Raw genomic sequence first — 17,404 nt, 5'->3', positions numbered from 1 at the left:
CATGCAGCCGGGCTTCCTGCTGACCCGCCACTGGCGCGATACCGATGCCGGCGTCGAGGTCGAATTCTGGGTGGCGACGGACGACGGCCCGCGCTGCGTGCGGCTGCCGCCGCAGACACCCGTCGCCTTCATCCCCGCCGAATGCCAGGAAACCGCGCAAGCCGTGCTGCGCTCCGAGCGCGGCTGCGAACTGCGTCCGCTCTCGCTGCGCGATTTCCGGCACCGTCCCGTCGTGGGCCTGTATTGCCGCCACTACCGGCAGCTGCTGAAGCTGGAAAAACGGCTGCGCGAGCACGGCATCGATGTCTATGAAGCCGACGTGCGCCCGCCCGAGCGCTACCTGATGGAGCGGTTCATCACGGCACCGGTCTGCTTCGAAGGGGATGAAGAAGAAGCGGTAGACGAAGTACAGGCGGGGGGCGGCGTCATCCGCAACGCGCGCATCAAGCCGCAGGATGGCTACCGTCCGCGGCTGCGGCTGGCGTCGCTCGACATCGAGACCACTGCGCACGGCGAACTGTATTCGATCGCGATCGAAGGCTGCGGCGCGCGCAACGTCTACATGCTGGGGCCGCCGAATGGCGACGCCGCCGGCCTCGATTTCGAGCTCGCGTGGTGCGCCGACCGGGCCTCGCTGCTGGTGCGCCTGAACGAATGGATGGCGCGCCACGATCCCGATGCGATCATCGGCTGGAACGTGGTGCAGTTCGACCTGCGCATGCTGCACAGGCACGCGGAGCACTACGGCGTGCCGCTGCTGCTGGGGCGCGGCGGCACGCGGATGGAATGGCGCGAGCACAGCAACGGGCAGCACTTCTTCGCCGCGGCGCCGGGCCGGCTGATCATCGACGGCATCGAGGCGCTGCGCTCGGCCACGTGGAGCTTCACGTCGTTCAGCCTGGAGCACGTTGCCCAGACCCTGCTGGGCGAAGGCAAGGCGATCGACAATCCCTACGACCGGATGGACGAGATCAACCGCCTGTTCGCCGAGGACAAGCCGGCGCTGGCACGCTACAACCTGAAGGATTGCGAACTCGTCACCCGCATCTTCGCCAGGACCGGCATCCTCGACTTCCTGCTGGAACGCGCCAGCGTGACCGGCCTGGCGGCCGACCGCAGCGGCGGCTCGGTGGCCGCCTTCGAGCACCTGTACATGCCGCTGATGCACCGTGCCGGCTTCGTGGCGCCGAACCTGGGCGACGTGCCCAACGGCGACAGCCCGGGCGGCTTCGTGATGGATTCGCGCTCCGGGCTGTACGACTCGGTGCTGGTGCTCGACTACAAGAGCCTGTACCCATCGATCATCCGCACGTTCCTGATCGACCCGGTGGGGCTGATCGAAGGGCTGCGCGAGCCCGAGGCGGATACCGTGCCGGGATTCGTGGGCGCGCGGTTTTCCCGCACGACGCATTGCCTGCCGGCGATCGTCACCCGCGTTTCGCAAGGGCGCGAAGCGGCCAAGCGGGACGGCAACGCGCCGCTGTCGCAGGCCCTGAAGATCATCCTGAATTCGTTCTACGGCGTGCTGGGCGCCTGGGGCTGCCGCTTCTTCGACCCGCGGCTGGCCACCTCGATCACGATGCGCGGGCACGAGATCATGCACCGCACGCGCGAACTGATCGAGGAACAGGGCTACCAGGTGATCTACGGCGACACGGATTCGACCTTCGTGTGGCTGGGCAGGGCCTGCGGCGCCCGGGAGGCCGACGATATCGGCCGAGCGCTCGTGGCCCGCGTCAACGCGTGGTGGAGCGTCCACCTCCGGCAGCGGTTCGGGCTGGAGAGCGCCCTGGAGCTGCAGTACGAAACGCATTACCGCCGATTCCTGATGCCGACGGTGCGCAACTCGGACGAAGGCAGCAAGAAACGCTACGCCGGCCTGGTGCGGCGCGCCGACGGCAGCGAGGACATCGTCTTCAAGGGCCTGGAAACGGTGCGCACCGACTGGACTCCGCTGGCCCAGCAATTCCAGCAGGCGTTATATGGCCTGATCTTCCGCGGCGAGCCCTACCGCGACTACGTGCGCGACTACGCCGAGCGCATGCTGCGCGGCGAGCTGGACGAGCTGCTGGTCTACCGCAAGCGGTTGCGCCGCGCGCTCGACGACTACGATCGCAACGTGCCCCCGCATGTGCGCGCCGCCCGCATCGCCGACGAATTCAACGCCGCCCGGGGCCGCCCGCTGCAATACCAGAACCGCGGCTGGATCCGCTACCTGATGACGACGCAGGGCCCCGAGCCGCTGGAAACGCGGCGCTCGCCGATCGACTATGCGCACTACCTGGACCGGCAGCTGCAGCCGGTCGCCGATGCGATCCTGCCGTTCCTGGGCGACAGTTTCGTGGGGCTCACGAGCCGGCAGCGCGCGTTGTTCTAGGATCGCCGGCGTGGCGTGAAGCATCCGGTGTGCTTCTGGTGTCCGACACCAGATGCTTCGGCGCCGCCGGCCTTTACTGCCCCATCAACTTCCTGGCCGCTTCCGCATACGGCGCGGCCTTCGGCGCCGTGGTCCACCGCGGCCGCGCCGGATCGTTGGCGATGCCCTGCACCGCCAGCGCCACCATCCGGTTGATGCGCGCCATGTTGTCGTAGTCGAGCTTGGCCCAGTCGTCGTCCTTGCCGTGGTAGTCCGGGAAGCCGAAGGCCACCGCCAGCGTGTGGGCCGGCACGCCCACGTCGGCCAGCGCCTGGTTGTCGCTGAAGGCGAAATAGCGGTCGCTGTTGACGGCGTGCTTCCACAGCCGCACGCCGGTGCGCTCCCCCGCCTTCTTCAGCGCATCGGTCACCGTCGAATAATCGAAGCCGGTCAGCGTGGCGGTGCCGACCTGGGCGCCCTCGCTGTCGTCGGTGCGGCCGATCTGTTCCAGGTTCAGGTTCGCCACGGTGTCCTTCAGCGGGAAGACCGGATGGCGGCCGTAATAACGCGAACCGAGCAGGCCCAGTTCCTCGCCGAACACCGTCATGAACACGATGCTGCGCTTCGGGCGCTCTTTCTGCGCCGCCAGCGCGGCGGCGATCTCGATCACCGATACGGTGCCGCTGCCGTCGTCGTTGGCGCCGTTGTGGATCACGCCGTCGCGGATGCCCAGGTGGTCGTAATGCGCCGTCAGCATCACATAGGTGTTCTTCAACGCCGGATCCGTGCCGCGCAGCACGCCGATGACGTTGCGCAGCCTGACCGGGCGCAGGTGCGGCACGCCGACCGTGGCGGCCACCGTGGCGCCCGCCCCTTCGAGCGCGGCCGCGGCGGCGGCATCGTGCAGCACGATGACCGGCGTCGCCCCGGCCGGCACGGCCTGTTCCGGATCGATCAGCCAGCCCTCGCCGCGGTTGCGGTGCTGGCCCTTCGTATCGAGCAGCACCACCAGCGCCGGCCGCGACTGCAAGCCGTTGCGCAACACCTCGGCGGCGCCGGGCACCGGCGCGGCCGGCACCACCAGCACCTTGCCGTCGACCTCGGTGCCCGCCTCGAGCGCTTCCTTCCAGCCCAGCCGGACGACCGCCGTGGCGCCCAGCGCCACCGGCTGCACGAAGTTGGCGGTGGCGGCAGCCAGCGGCACGGCGAGCGTCTTGCCGGCCGCCTGCACCATGAGCACGAAATCGTTGTCGTCGCGCCGGGCCTGCTGCCAGCTGGCCGTCTGGAAGTAGCCGTCATCCCCTGCCGCCTCCAGGCCCGCCCGGCGGAATTGCGCGGCGATGTACTCGCCCGCCAGGTCGAGCCCGCGCGATGGCGTGCCGCGGCCTTCAAGCAGGTCGGAAGCGAGGAACGACAGGTGGCCGCGCAGCGAATCGGCCGAGATGCGCTCCGCCAGGGTATCGGTCGCTGCCTGGGCGCAGACGCCGGATGCGGCCAGGGCGAGGGTCAGTGCGGAGAAGAGATGACGCATGCGATGACTTTCTTGACACAAAGAAAATGCAATATTGCATGGGACTTGTCGGGCAGTCAATGCCGTGCGGCCGGATGCCCGCCGCGGGCGGGATGTTGTTCCCAACCGTAAGCCGCGCACAACACATCAGACAATTCAAATTGCCACAAGGAAACTAAAAGCGTATCGTCACGGGGTTTGCTCCGAACATTATTTCATCCTGGACCCTTCACGCTTGGACCCTTCCCGCGCCTACCGCCTGATGCACCGTGTGATCGCCGCCCTGGCGGCGATCACCATCGGCTTGCTGCTCTGGCATCATTTCGGAATGGAACGCGTGATCGACCTGACCACGCGCGCCGATGTGCGCCGCAGCGCGATGGACGACCGCTGGATGGGCGGCACCAGCCGCGTCGCGCTCGCGCACGACGGGCGGGCGCTGACCATGCGCTGCCGGCTGGCGCGCACGATCGACTGGCCGGCGTGCAAGTACCAGTTCGTCATTTCCGACACGCAGGCGGGTATCGACCTGTCGGAATTCGACGCCGTCACGTTCGACGTGGCCTACCGCGGACCGGGGCGGCATGCGCTGCGCCTGATGGTGCTCAATTTCGAACCCGGCACATCGACCCTGGACAATCCCATGTCGCAGAAGATCAACGAGCTGGAGTTCGAAGTGCCGCACGACGGGGCGATCCGCGTTCCCCTGAACGTGTTGCATACGGCGACGTGGTGGATCGATTACATGAAAGTGCCGCTCGAGGCGACCGACATGCGGATCGATAACGTCACCCGCATCGAGCTGCTCACGGGCGCCGCCAGTGCCGGAGGCGATCATGTGATCGAACTGCGCTCGCTGCGGTTGCATGGCAAATGGATCACCAGTGGCGAGCTGTACATGGGCCTGATGGCGGCCTGGATCGTGTGCGCGGTCAGCTGGCCGCTGCTGGCCTCGTTGCGGCTGCACCGCGAACTCGATCACAGCAGCCGGCGCCTGGCGCTGCTCGGCGAGATCAACGCGGCCCTGCAGCTCGAAACGCGCGAACTCGCCGAGCAGGCGAACACCGATCCCCTGACAGGCGCGCTGAACCGGCAGGGACTGCGCGCCGCGCTGATGAACAGCCCGGCGCTGCTGGCACGGCCGATGGCGGTGCTGTTCGCCGATATCGACCACTTCAAGCGCATCAACGACCGGCACGGGCACGATGTGGGCGACGCGGTGCTGCGCGACTTTGCCGCCGCGATCCATGGCGGGATCCGCGCCAACGACAGGCTGGTGCGCTGGGGCGGCGAGGAATTCCTGATCGTGTGCCCGGCCACCGGCGCCGAGCAGGGCCGGCAGCTCGCCGAAAAGCTGCGCGCCGCGTTGCGCCAGTGCGCCTGGCCGGCGGGGCTGAATGTGACCGCGTCGTTCGGCATTGCCGCGCGGGGAGAAAACGAAGACATCGGCGCGGTGATCAAGCGTGCCGATGGCGTCCTGTATGCGGCGAAGGCCGCGGGCCGCGATTGCGTGATGGTGGCCGAGGCACCGTTGCCGCCGGTGCCGGCATGGTCCCCGCCTTCCACCGGCGCACACTACGACTGAACTGCGCTTGCGTTTCCGCAACACTGAGCGTTGATCTTAAGCAATTTTTTGACGATTCCGTCGAACTCCGCGATTACACTGGCACGACCAGCGGCGATACAGCGCCGTGCCACCCGAGAGACATCCATGCCCAGCCTGACCCAGTTCTTCGCCGACGTAAAACTGCCGACCATCCCCGAAGTGGCGCACGCCCTGATCGCCACGCTCGACAACGAGGATGCCTCGTCGAAAAGCATCGCCGCCATCATCGCCCGCGATCCGGCGCTCACGGCCAAGCTGATGCGCCTGGCGAACAGCGCCCGCTTCGGTTTCTCCCGCGGCGTGAGCTCGCTGGACGATGCCGTGGCCCTGGCCGGCATGTCGCACATCCGCACGCTGGCGCTGGCCACCTGCTTCGCCGAATCGTTCCCGGAATTGCCGGGCCTGGACTCCGGGGAATTCTGGAAAAGCAGCATGGCCTGCGCCGGCTATTCGAAATGGCTGGCAACGGGCCTGGGCGCCGACGGCGGCGAAGCCTGGCTGGCCGGCATGATGCTGCGGCTGGGCGAGCTGCTGATCTACCAGGTGGCCCCCGCCCAGTTCGCGGAAATCGAAGAGCAGCCGCATCTGCCGGGCGGCCGCTGGGAACGCGAGCAGCGCCTGCTCGGCTTTTCCGAAGGCCAGATCACGGCCGAGCTGGGCCGCCGCTGGAATTTCCCGCCCCGCATCGTGCGCGCGCTGGAATGCTCGTCCGAACCGATGGCCGCCAAGCCGTTCTGCCAGCTGGCCGGCGTGATCCACCTGGCCAGCCTGCTGGCCGACACGCCGAGCGACGATCCCGAAATCATCGCCACGCTGCCGGCCGACATCGTCGCCACGCTGCAGCTGCGCACCGAGTGGATGATGGCGAAGTTCCCATCGCATGAGTCGTTCTCGGCCGCGCCCTGAGGCTGCCGTCGTGACGCCGGCCCGGGCTTGCCGGCGGCGGTGAGGCAATCGGGAGAGACCCCATGACCCGCTCTGCCATCGGGCCGGCATCTGCGGCGCCGGCCATGGCATATACTCGCGTTTCCCCAGACGCGAGTTGCCGATGCTGACACCCGAACAATTCTTCCCTTTCCTGCTGGCGGCCGTCGTGCTGACGATGTCGCCGGGCCCCGACAACCTGATGGTGCTCGGCATGGGCATGGCGAAGGGGCGCAGGCGGGGCGTCGCATTCGGGCTGGGATGCGCGTTCGGCTGCCTGAGCCATACCCTGCTGGCGGTGGTCGGGGTCAGCGCGCTGATCGCGGCCTCGTCCACCGCGTTCACGGTGCTCAAGGTGGCCGGCGGCCTGTACCTGGTGAAACTGGGCTGGGGCGCGTGGCGTCACGCCGGCGCGGTCAGCCTGGCCACCACCGAATCGTCGCTGGAATCCCCTGCCCGCCTGTTCTGGAAAGGCTGTCTCGCCAGCGCGATCAATCCGAAGGTGGTGCTGTTCTTCCTGTCGTTCCTGCCGCAGTTCGTGGTCGCGTCGCATGGCGCCGTGGGCTGGCAACTGGCCGCGCTGGGCGTCACCTTCACGCTGCAGGCAGCCCTGCTGTTCGGCCTGCTCGGCTATTTTGCCGGCGCAATCGGCCAGTGGCTGAGCCGGAAACCGCGTGCCGGCGTGGTGCTCGACCGCGCGGCCGGCACCGTGTTCATCGCGCTGGGCCTGAAACTCATCGTTTCCAGGTAGGCGCATGCGGCGCGCCCGCCGGGCGCGTCCGTGCAGTATAGTGCCGCCATTCGCGACAAGGAACCGCCATGGCCGAGCCAACCTCCACCACCCTCGATCCCGCCGACTGGAGCGCGCTGCGCGAACAGGGCCATCGCATGCTCGACGACATGTTCGACTACCTCGAACAGCTGCGCGAGCGCCCCGTGTGGCAGCAGGCGCCGGCCGACGTGCGGGCAAAATTCCAGGCACCGCTGCCGCGCGAAGGCAGCGACATCGCGGACCTGCACCGGGCTTTCATGAACGACGTGCTGCCCTATGCCGTGGGCAACGCGCACCCGGCCTTTTTCGGCTGGGTGCACGGCGCCGGCACGCCGGTCGGCATGCTGGCCGAGATGCTGGCGGCGGGCCTGAACGCGAACGTGGGCGGGCGCGACCAGATTCCCGTCGAAGTCGAGCGCCAGGTGGCGCGCTGGATGGCGGAGCTGTTCCGTTTCCCGGCGGGCGCCAGCGGCCTGTTTGTCACCGGCACGTCGATGGCCAACATGATCGCCGTGCTGGTGGCGCGCCGCCGCACGCTGGGCCTGGAGGTACGCGACGCCGGGCTGGCGCGGATGGGGGCCGGACTGGTTGCCTACACGTCCGCCGCGGCGCACGACTGCATCGCGCAGGCGCTGGACCTGACCGGCATTGGCCGTTCTGCGCTGCGCCTGATTCCGCTCGACGACCAGTACCGGATGGACACCACGGCGCTGGAACAGGCCATCGCCGCGGATCTGCAGGCCGGCCTGCGGCCGTTCTTCGTGGCCGCCACCGCCGGCACCGTGGACACCGCCGCCATCGACCCGTTGCGGCGCGTGGCGGACGTGGCCCACGCCAACGGCCTGTGGTTCCATGTCGACGGCGCGTTCGGCGCGATGGCGATGCTGTCGCCGGACCTGGCGCCGCTGCTCGACGGTATCGACCGGGCCGACTCGATCGCGTTCGATTTCCACAAGTGGGCGCAGGTGCCGTACGACGCCGGCTTCGTGCTGGTGCGCGACGGCGAACTGCATCGCCAGACGTTCGCCGCCGCGCCGCGCTACCTGAAGCGCGAGCCGCGCGGCATGGCCGGCGGCTCGCCGTGGCCGTGCGATTTCGGCCCCGACCTGTCGCGTTCGTTCCGCGCGTTGAAGACATGGTTTACGCTGCAGGCCTATGGCGCAGACCGCATGGGCGAAGCGATCGCCGGCACCTGCGCGCTGGCGCGCTACCTGGCCGGCGAGGTGGGCAGGCGCCCCGCCTTCGAGCTGCTGGCCCCCGTGGCGCTGAACATCGTGTGCTTCCGCCACAAGGTCGCCGGCCGGGTATCGGACCAGGACGTCGACGACTTCAACGCCGCGCTGGTGGCCGACCTGCAGGAAGCGGGCATCGCCGCGCCGTCGCTGACCACGCTGAAAGGCAAGGTGGCGATCCGTGTGGCGATCGTCAACCACCGCAGCGAGCGGCGCGACATCGATGCGCTGCTGGCGGGGCTGGAGATGCTGGCGGCGCGCAGGCTGGCAATCTGACGAGTCGGTGTCCGGCACCAGATGGCCAGGCCGACGCATGCGAAAACCGGTGTCCGACACCATAAGGCCGGTGTCCGACACCAGCTAGTCGGCTAGCGCTGGCTGCGCGCGTTTTCGAGCATCTGGCGGAACGCCGTGAAAATCTTCCGCATGGCCGGCTTCTTGTAGGGGTACGTCGCTTCGTCATCCATCGCATGCACGATCATCGCGTTGTCGACCTCGAACACCAGCAGGCGGCCGTCCGGCGTTTCGGCGCAATCCATGCCCACGTAGGGCAGCCCGATGCGGCGGTCGATCTCGGCGAGCGCCTCGCGGTGCCGGAGCGCGAACCCGTCGTCGAACCGCGCCATCGCTTCCGCTTCCAGCGCGCGTTTCGCCTCGCTCTCCCCCATGCCGGCGTTCAGGTAATGCACCATCCAGTGCTCGGAACTGGCGAAGTGCGCCAGGAACGGCCGGCCATCGACCAGCACCACGCGGTACTTGCCGAACAGGCCGTTGGCGCCGCGGTAGTCGACGAAGCGCGACAGGTAGAACTGCCCGGCCGGCACCCGTTCCAGGTAGGCCGCCAGGTCCGCCGGGGTATCGATCTTGTCCAGGTCGTGGCCGGCGTGCGATCCCAGCGGGCGTACGATCAGCGGGAACACGCCATCGGGCAGCAGCGAGCGCAGGATCTCCGGCGCGGCCGCCAGCGCGGCGACCCGTTCGCGCGCCAGCCGCACGGTCTGCGGCATTTCCACGCCGTCGATGCCCGCCAGCGCATTGCAGACACCGTCGCGCGACAGCACGGCGATCCGCTCCGGCGCATTGACCACGGGCCGCGGCCAGCCGGCGATCCATTCGGAGAGCCGGGCCAGCAACGGCTGGTTGGCGTCGTTTTCGCCCATGCAGACCATCATCACATCGTGTTCGGGCACCACTTCCGGCCACGGCGCCTCCGCCGTTACGTACAGCATTTCGAGCGTCACGTCCGAATCTTCCAGCAGGAACTCGATCGGCGTGTTCGCCATCAGGTCGCCCAGCCCCATGATCACGAGCAGGCGCAGCATTTCGCCGCGCCGCGCCGGCAACGTGTAGCGGGGCCGGATGCGCACGCCCTCGGCCTGCACGTCCATCGCCACGTCGCGGTCGCCCGTCAGCTGCAGCGTGATCGCGAAGTCGAGGTAGGCGTTCGCATCGAGCTGGTCGGCTTCGGCGCGGGCGAGCAGCGCCTGGGCCACCGGCGCCATGTCCTGCTTGTCGAAGGCGCGGCGCATCAGCGGCGCCGTGCCGACCAGCGGCGCGAACGGCAACGCGGCCGCCGCCACCAGCGGATCGGCTTCGTGCACCACGTCCGGCACGAAGCGCTTGAGCAGCGCCAGCTTGCCGGCCAGGCGCGGCTCATCCCAGCGCGGCGCATAGGCATGCACGGTGTCGCCGCCGGTCACGCGGGCACTCCACGGCCGGCCGGACAGCACGATGTGCGCATACAGCGCGAATGCTTCGGCGAAATCGTCGAGCGGGCTGCGCGCGCCGTGCGGCGTGAGGTGGGCCGTACTTTCCAGCGCCGCGTACGCAGCGGCGGCATCGTGGCCGGCGCGCCGCACCGCGTCGTTCGCCGGCACGACGACACCATCGCCATCCACCTGCCACGACAGCGGCAGGAACGAGTAGTCGCCCTGCGCGTCGTCCGTCCACCAGTCGGGAATGAAGCGGCGGCCGGCGGCCAGCGCCTTGCCTGCTTCGTGCAGCAACAGCAGCCGCAACGCGTTAACGCGCGTGTCGGCGGCGTCTTCCTCGACGCGCACCGCCACCGCCGAAGCCGCGCCGGCCCGCGCGCTGGCCCAGCTGTTCGCGGTAACGCCTGCCAGCATGCCCGCATCGAGCAGGGTCGCGGTGCCGAGAAACTCGCCGTCGGCCGTCACCACCAGGTCCGTCAGCGCTTCCCGCCCCAATCCTTCGACCAGCCAGGCGCCCAGCCAGCTGGTGTGCAGCCGCGCCAGCACGGCCGGCGGCAGGTCGCGCAGCGCCGTGCCCAGGTCGGCATCGAATGCGGGTGCAATTTCGGGCGCAATGTCGGCCGCAACGTCAGGCGCAACCGCGGCGGCCCGGATGCCGGCGTGTTCCGAGCGCAGTGCTTCGACCAGGTGATCCGGCGCGGGGCCGTGGCGCCGCTCCGTCGGTTGTTGGATGGCGTCGTTCCAGAAGGCGATTTCCGGGCTGATGATCATGGATACGCTGGCTTGAGTTATCGGAATCCCAGTATACGACGGATGATCGGAAGCTTGAGCGCAACAGGCGGCCATCCCGCTCTACAATCGGATCAACCTTCGAGGAGACCCATGACATCCACCCGTTCGCCGGCCGCCGTGGCGCTGGCCATCCCTCTCGCTTCCGTGCTTGCCGCCGCCGCGGCCCTTGCCTCCCTCCCCGCCCTTGCCGTCGAGCTGCTGCCGCGCGCCGGCGCCACCGGCGTCAACCCGGATACGCCGCTACGGCTCGTGTTCGACACCTCGCCCACCGTGGGCACGCGCGGCCGGATCCGCATCTACGACGCCGCCGACGACAGGCTGGTGGACACGCTCGACCTGTCGATCCCCGCCGGCCCGACGACGCGGCGCACGGCGCCGCGCGCGCCCTACCTGGTCCACCCTTATCCCTACGGCGGCCCGCGCCGCACCAATGCCGACACCAGGCCCGGCACGCCGACGGCCGGCGTGGACCCGGCGCCGGTGGCCGCGCCCGGCGACTACCAGCTGACGATCATCGGCGGCTTCACCGAGGGCTTTCATTTTCATCCGGTGATCGTGCGCGGCAACACGGCGCTGGTCACCCCGCACCACGACCTGCTCGACTACGGCAAGACGTATTACGTGCAGGTCGATCCCGGCGTGCTGTCCGGCGACGGCTTCGACGGCGTCCAGGGCCGGCAATGGCGCTTCACGACGAAGCCGCACGGCCCGGCGAAGGATGCGGCGCTGGTCACCGTCGGCGCGAACGGCGATGGCGACTTTTCGACCGTGCAGGGCGCGCTCGACCACGTTCCGGACCGGCCAGCCCGGCGCACGACGGTCTTCGTGAAGAACGGCGACTACGAGGAAATCGTCTATTTCCGCAACAAGCGCGACCTGTCCATCGTGGGCGAGGACCGCGACAAGGTGCGCATCCACTATGCCAACAACGAGGTGTTCAACCCCCATCCGCTGAACGTGGCCACCAACGAGCTGCCGGGCACGTTCCCGTCGCGCCGCGCCGCCTTCATGGCGGACAACGTGCACGATCTCGCGCTCGTCAACCTGACAATCGAGACCACCGCGAAAGGCCAGGCAGAGGGCCTGCTGCTGAACGGCTCGCGCAACATCGTCTCGCACGTGACGGTGCGCGGTTCCGGCGATGCGCTGCAGACCAACGGCAGCGCCTACTACAGCCACTTCCGGCTGGTGGGCGACGGCGACACGATCCTCGGGCGCGGCCCGGCCTTCTTCCGCGATTGCGACATCGCCTCGAAAGGCGCGTTCATGTGGATCCGCAACCCGCGGGAAAACCACGGCAACGTGTTCGTCGGATGCCGGTTCACCGCCCTTGGCGGGCCCGCCGAGATCGCGCGGCTGCCGGACAACAAGGGGAAGAATTATCCGTACGCCGAGGCCGTGCTGATCGATTCCACGCTGGACGGCATCCTGCCGGCCGGCTGGACGGATATCGGCGACGGCGCAACGCACGTGAAATTCTGGGAATTCAACTCGCGCGCGGCGGACGGCAAGCCCGTCGATACCGGCGCGCGGCATCCGCGCTCGCGGCAGCTCGACGCAGCGCGCGACGCGGCCCTGATCGCGCAGTACCGCGATCCGGCCTTCGTGCTGGGCGGATGGCGGCCGGCACTGGCGCCGGTCATCCTGGCCCAGCCGCGTGCCGCGGCGGCCGATGGCGGGACGACGCTGACCGTGCGCGCCGCCGGCGTGCCGGAGCCGGCCTACCGCTGGTATCGGGATGGCAAGCCAGTTGCCGGCGATGGCCCCGCGCTGCTCGTGCGCGAGCCGGGGCGCTATACCGTCGAGGTGTCGAACGGCAGCGGGCGCGTCGCCAGCGCGCCGGTGGCTGTCGGGATTTGACCGTCCGTGACCCGGCGGTTGCCGCCGGGGATGGGCGCAAAGGATAGTCGCAAACAAGGCGCTGTTTGCGTTAGCTGAGCATTTCCTTCGAGTACGGAACTATGTCTGCTGATTGATGTCAGGCCCGGACAGCACCATTGCTATCCAGGTGCGACGGCGACGCGCAGCCAGTGCGCCGGGGCCGTCAGTGCAGCCGCATCGAGCACGCGCTGCCACCCTGTGTAGTTGGCCAAATAGCGGCTGGCCACGCCGTTGAAGCGCCGCAGCCATGTCTTGAAGCGGCTGTGCCATCCGTTGACTCCCTGGATGTGCAGTGCGCCGCGGGCACGGATGCCGGCCTGGATATTTACCGTTTCGTGGGTGATGCCGGCCTGCTTTGCAAAGAGCTGATACGCCCTGGCCGAGTCGCTCACGAGAAGCACGTCATGCGCCAGCACTGGCAGCAGGTGCAATGCCAGTTGCCGGGCAGTGACCGGCCCGCGCCCGGTCACGAAATCACAGGTTTGCCGGTTGCGATCGCGGGCAACGAGGAGGCAATCGAGCTCCCGGCTGATGCCACGGCGCGTGGCCTTGCCGCCGCGCTTGCGGGCCGGGCGATCGAGGTGGCGCGATCCCTTCTGCGATTCAAGCAGGTATGTCTCATCGGCCTCGACGATGCCGGACAATCGCGGTCGACGTTCCTGGCGCACTGCAGCGATGAAGCGATGGCGCCACCGGAAGCTGGTCGATTTCGCCACCGCTACCCGCTCGGCCGCGGCCCGCACTGTTTTCGACTCGATCAGGCATTGCAAATATGGCAACCACTTGTCGCGCAGGCGCAAGCGGGCCAGCGGCGTTCCGGTCAGCGCATTGAAACTGTGCCGGCAGCCAACGCAGCGATAGCGCTGCAGGCCATTGGCCTCGCCGCACCGGTGACAGCGACTGCCGCCGCAATGCGGACATGCCCGCTTCCCCGCTGCCGCCTCGATCAGGGCCAGGCATTGCTTCGGATCGACGGCGGTGGCAAGAAAGCCCTGCAGACAGGCGATCTCTTCCGAGGAAAGCTGAAGTTGTGCCAGCGCCTTGAACACTACGTGGAAACTCGCCATTTCCATGATCGCCTCCCTGATATACATGAAGTATCTCAACAGGAAGTCAGACAACGGCTGAGAGCGGGAGTTCCCCAACTTTACGCGGACAGCGCCGCAAACAAGCGCCGGCCCGCTCCCGGTAAGGGAACGGGCCGGCGAATGACGATCCATGCAACGCCCCCTTGCCGGAGGCGCTCATCCGGCCATCAGAACTTCATGCGCAGGCCGAGGGCGAACGTGCGGCCCGGGTCGTACTGCGACATCGTGGCGTTCCCGTACTGGAAGTAGCCGCTGCGCTTGGCCTTGTTCAGGTTCACGATGTCGAAGGTCAGCATCGGCAGGCCGTCGCGGTCGAAGATCTGGTCCAGCTCGAAGCTCGACGAGAAATCCAGCTGCTTGTAGTCGTTGCCGTACAGCGCCGCCGCCGTGATGCCGCTCTGGTTGGCGTTGGCGACCTGGCTGCCCTGCGAATACGTGTGCATGAAGCGCACCATGTAGCCGTGGTTCTCGTAGTAGACGCCGAAGTTGTTGGTCTTCTTCGGCACGCCCAGGGCGATGAAACCGGAAGAGCCTTCGCCGCTGGCCTTCTGGTTGATCAGCGTGAGCGTTTCGTTGAAGCCGAAACCGCGCCAAGGCAGCAGCTTGTCGAGCGGCTGCACCCAGCCGATTTCCAGGCCGCGGATGCGCAGGATGCCGTCGGCATTGCTTGGACGGGTCATCACCACGGTGGCATTGTTCGGACCGCCACGCGAGTCGATCGCCAGCTGCTGCGCCGGGATCAGCGTGCCGTAGTTGACGCCGTACTGGGCCAGGCTGGAGAACGGCAGCGTGATGTTCTCGTTCACGGTGAAACCGTTGATGCGCTTCTGGAATCCCGTCACCGACAGGTAGCCTTCGCGGCCCGTGTACCAGTCCACGCCCACGTCGATGTTGTCCGACAGGTATGGGTTCAGGCCCGGATTGCCGATCGTGCCCACGTCCGCCGAGACCGACGAGAAGTTGATGCCCGGGCGCAGGTCGTTCGGGTTCACGCGGGTCATGCTGCGCGAGGCGGCGAGGCGCAGCACCACGTCCTTGCGCAGGTCCAGCGCCATCGTGGCCGACGGCAGCGTGTTGCTGTATTCCGTGTTCTGGTACACCCACTCGCTGATGTTCGGGTACTTGCTGCCGTTCAGCGGCAGGTTGGCGTTGCGCGGATCGGAGAGCGAGGTCAGCGCGCCCACCTGCTGCTCGGTGCGCACATAGCGGATACCGGCGTTCCAGCGCAGGTTGAAGCCGGCCGGCTGCAGTTCGCCGTTCGCTTCCACGTAGACCGCCTTCGACTTCTCGCGGATGTAGCCGGCGCTGGCGCCGGTCGACGAGGCGCCCGAGTCCGGCGCCGTGCTGTTGTAGTAGTCGTAGTTCGAGTCGTTGCGGAAGCGGTCCCAGTCCAGCGCCAGGCGGCCGTACGGGCCCGGCACCAGGTAGGTCTGCAGCGCTGCGTTCGGGATCAGCGAGCCGCCGTACGTGAGCGGTGCGTTCTGGCCGGCGGTGTAGCCGGTGCCGTAGCCCGGATACAGGGCGGCGGCGCTGGCGCCCGGCGTGCTGGCGCCGTTGCATGGCGGCGCGCCGTTCGGACCCTGCAGGAACACGCTCGGGTTGTTGCCGCAGGCTGCGGCCTGCCAGGCGGCCGAGTTGTCCTGCGCGCGGATCGTGCGGTTGATGTCGTCCCACGCGAAGCCGGAGCGGATCGTCAGCTTCTTGTCGCCCCACGCCATGTTGGTGTGGAAGCCCTTCGTTTCCGTTTCACGCAGCTCGTTCTGGATGTTGACGCGCCCGCCCACCCACTGGTAGTTGGCCGGATCGTTCAGGTCCAGGTTCGAGACGATCGACGGCACGCCGCCGTTGTTCTGGTAGGTGATCGTGTTGCCGCTGTTCGGCGCCGTGATCGGCATCACGGTCGGCGCTTCGTGCGTGAAGCGGCTGCGGTTCCAGTTGCCGGCCGCATCGAACGTGAGCTTCGGCGTGATCTTCCATTCCACGCCCGGGTTGATGCCCAGCAGGTCGACCTTGTCGCGGCGCGGGCCGAACTCGATGAAGTTCAGCGCATTGGCGAACGTGCCCGACGTGACCACGCAGCCGTTGGCGCAGTCGCTGCGGTCCACCGTCATGTTCAGCGGGATCGACGCGTTGTTGCGCACCGCCCACGTGTAGGCATTGCGCTGCATGTCGTCGTCCTTCTTGCTGTACATGGTGTCCAGGTAGAAGTGCAGCGCATCGGTCGGGCGGTACTCGGCGGCAAACACGGCCGAGATCTTTTCCTTGGTGCCGTAGTATTCCATCGTGCGGCCCAGGCGCGGCACGATCGCGTTGTCGATCTGGTCGATCGTCAGGCCGGGATTGTTCGCCAGCAGGAATGCCTGGTTGATCGCCGTACCCGGCACCAGGCCGTTGCCGGCGTTGACCGGCACGGTGGCTGGAATCGTCCAGTTGCCGCCACCGGTGGCGTTGCGGCCCGGCGAGTTGCTTTGCGCCGCCGTCAGGTTCGGGTTGGTCCAGCCCACGGTCTCGAAGCCGGTGGTGCGGGCCTGCTGGCGCGAGAAGGAAATGCCGCCGAGGATACCGAACTTGCCGTCCCACGTATTGGAGGCGAGCACGTTGCCGCGGAAGCCGGCCTTGTCGGCGATCTGCTGCTTGGTGCCCGTGAGCCCCATCGAGAGCTGCTTGCCCTCCTTGTCGAACGGCCGCGCGCTGCGCAGGTTCACCACGCCGGCGGCACCGCCTTCGATCTGGCTGGCGGCCGCGCTCTTGCTCACGGTGAGCTTGGTGAACAGGTCCGTCGGCAGCAGGTCGAGGTCGACTTCGCGGTTCGTGTTGGCGCCGTCGATCGGGCCGGAGGAAGCCACGGCGATCGGCGCGTTGTTCAGCAGGATCTTCGTGAACGAGGAACCGAGGCCGCGAATCTGGATCGTCATGCCCTCGCCCGTCACGTCGCGCGACACCTGCACGCCGGGTACGCGGCTCAGCGACTCGGCCAGGTTCTTGTCCGGGAATTTACCGAAATCCTCGGCGTTGATCGAATCCTGGAAACCCACGGATTCTTTCTTGTCGCGGGCGGAAGACAGCAGGCTGTTCCGGTAGCCGGTGACCTTCACGGTCGCCATGGCGGGTTCGGGCGCGGCCGCGGTGTCGGCAGGTGCGGCGGGTGCGGTGACCGCGGGATTCGCCGCGGCATTGGCAGCTTCGGTAGCGGTATTCGGTGCGGTGGTGTCCTGGGCGTAAGCCTGGGCGATCATGCTCGCCATGATGGTCAGGCCCAGCGCGACGCGCCGGCCGGCGGTCGTTCGATGATTCATGGTTGTCTCCTGTTTTTATCAGCACTGCCGTGCTTCTGTTGCCTTTTAGTAGCACAGCGCAATCGAGTTTAGGATTGGCACGATACAAAGTCAACATTTTTTAACATCACTTGTTAAGCGCTACCATTTGCGCAACAACGCTACCGAACCCGTCAATTCCCCCTATGACAGGCATGAAATAAACTGGTCAGGCCAATATGATATGCGCAACCATTTGGTAGCGCATATCAATTTC

The 17,404-nt window shown here is 67.7% G+C and carries 10 protein-coding genes; 6 read left to right on the top strand and 4 right to left on the bottom strand.

All coding sequences use genetic code 11. From position 1 onward, the window contains the following. The first annotated feature begins 1 nt into the window (after position 1). Entirely contained in the window at positions 2-2,377 is a 2,376-nt protein-coding gene (locus GJV26_RS24025; protein WP_155711187.1) for a DNA polymerase II, read from the top strand. Positions 2,378-2,450: 73 nt separating this feature from the next. Here the strand turns inward: GJV26_RS24025 and GJV26_RS24020 are convergent, their stop codons facing one another. Continuing rightward, positions 2,451-3,887: a M28 family peptidase gene (locus tag GJV26_RS24020; RefSeq protein ID WP_155711186.1), complete on the bottom strand. Its 1,437-nt coding sequence runs from the start codon at positions 3,885-3,887 to the stop codon at positions 2,451-2,453. Between the two features lie 214 nt (positions 3,888-4,101). Here GJV26_RS24020 and GJV26_RS24015 point away from each other — a divergent pair, with 214 nt between their 5' ends. From GJV26_RS24015 to GJV26_RS24000, 4 genes are all read left to right on the top strand, one after another. After that, a complete protein-coding gene (locus tag GJV26_RS24015; protein WP_155711185.1) occupies positions 4,102-5,451 on the top strand; it encodes a GGDEF domain-containing protein in 1,350 nt (449 codons plus the stop codon). Positions 5,452-5,577: 126 nt separating this feature from the next. Further along, on the top strand, positions 5,578-6,378 hold the full coding sequence (locus tag GJV26_RS24010) for an HDOD domain-containing protein (RefSeq protein ID WP_155711184.1): 801 nt from the start codon (positions 5,578-5,580) through the stop codon (positions 6,376-6,378). 142 nt (positions 6,379-6,520) lie between these two features. Beyond that, on the top strand, positions 6,521-7,147 hold the full coding sequence (locus tag GJV26_RS24005) for a LysE family translocator (protein ID WP_155711183.1): 627 nt from the start codon (positions 6,521-6,523) through the stop codon (positions 7,145-7,147). A 68-nt stretch (positions 7,148-7,215) separates the two neighbouring features. Then, the gene (locus GJV26_RS24000; protein ID WP_155711182.1) at positions 7,216-8,676 is read left to right on the top strand and encodes a pyridoxal phosphate-dependent decarboxylase family protein; all 1,461 of its coding nucleotides are present in this window, start codon (positions 7,216-7,218) and stop codon (positions 8,674-8,676) included. Positions 8,677-8,768: 92 nt separating this feature from the next. On the opposite strand, the gene GJV26_RS30345 is transcribed toward GJV26_RS24000, so the two are convergent. Further along, positions 8,769-10,883, bottom strand: coding sequence for an ATP-grasp domain-containing protein (locus GJV26_RS30345; RefSeq protein ID WP_229419417.1), 2,115 nt, complete (start codon positions 10,881-10,883; stop codon positions 8,769-8,771). Positions 10,884-10,994: 111 nt separating this feature from the next. Between GJV26_RS30345 and GJV26_RS23990 the strand changes: the two genes are divergently transcribed. Then, complete coding sequence (locus tag GJV26_RS23990) at positions 10,995-12,764, top strand: pectinesterase family protein (RefSeq protein WP_155711181.1); 1,770 nt, start codon at positions 10,995-10,997, stop codon at positions 12,762-12,764. A gap of 140 nt (positions 12,765-12,904) precedes the next feature. Here GJV26_RS23990 and GJV26_RS23985 read toward each other — a convergent pair whose 3' ends face one another. Continuing rightward, the gene (locus tag GJV26_RS23985) at positions 12,905-13,858 is read right to left on the bottom strand and encodes an IS1595 family transposase (RefSeq protein ID WP_443094239.1); all 954 of its coding nucleotides are present in this window, start codon (positions 13,856-13,858) and stop codon (positions 12,905-12,907) included. Positions 13,859-14,040: 182 nt separating this feature from the next. Continuing rightward, positions 14,041-17,169 (bottom strand): TonB-dependent receptor, encoded by a 3,129-nt coding sequence (locus GJV26_RS23980; RefSeq protein WP_155711180.1) that lies wholly within the window; start codon positions 17,167-17,169, stop codon positions 14,041-14,043. Between the last annotated feature and the right edge of the window lie 235 nt (positions 17,170-17,404).

Source organism: Pseudoduganella dura, from assembly GCF_009727155.1.
GTDB lineage: Bacteria > Pseudomonadota > Gammaproteobacteria > Burkholderiales > Burkholderiaceae_D > Rugamonas > Rugamonas dura.
Note: the sequence above shows the minus strand (reverse complement) of the source record. Positions and strands in the feature narration are given on the sequence as shown.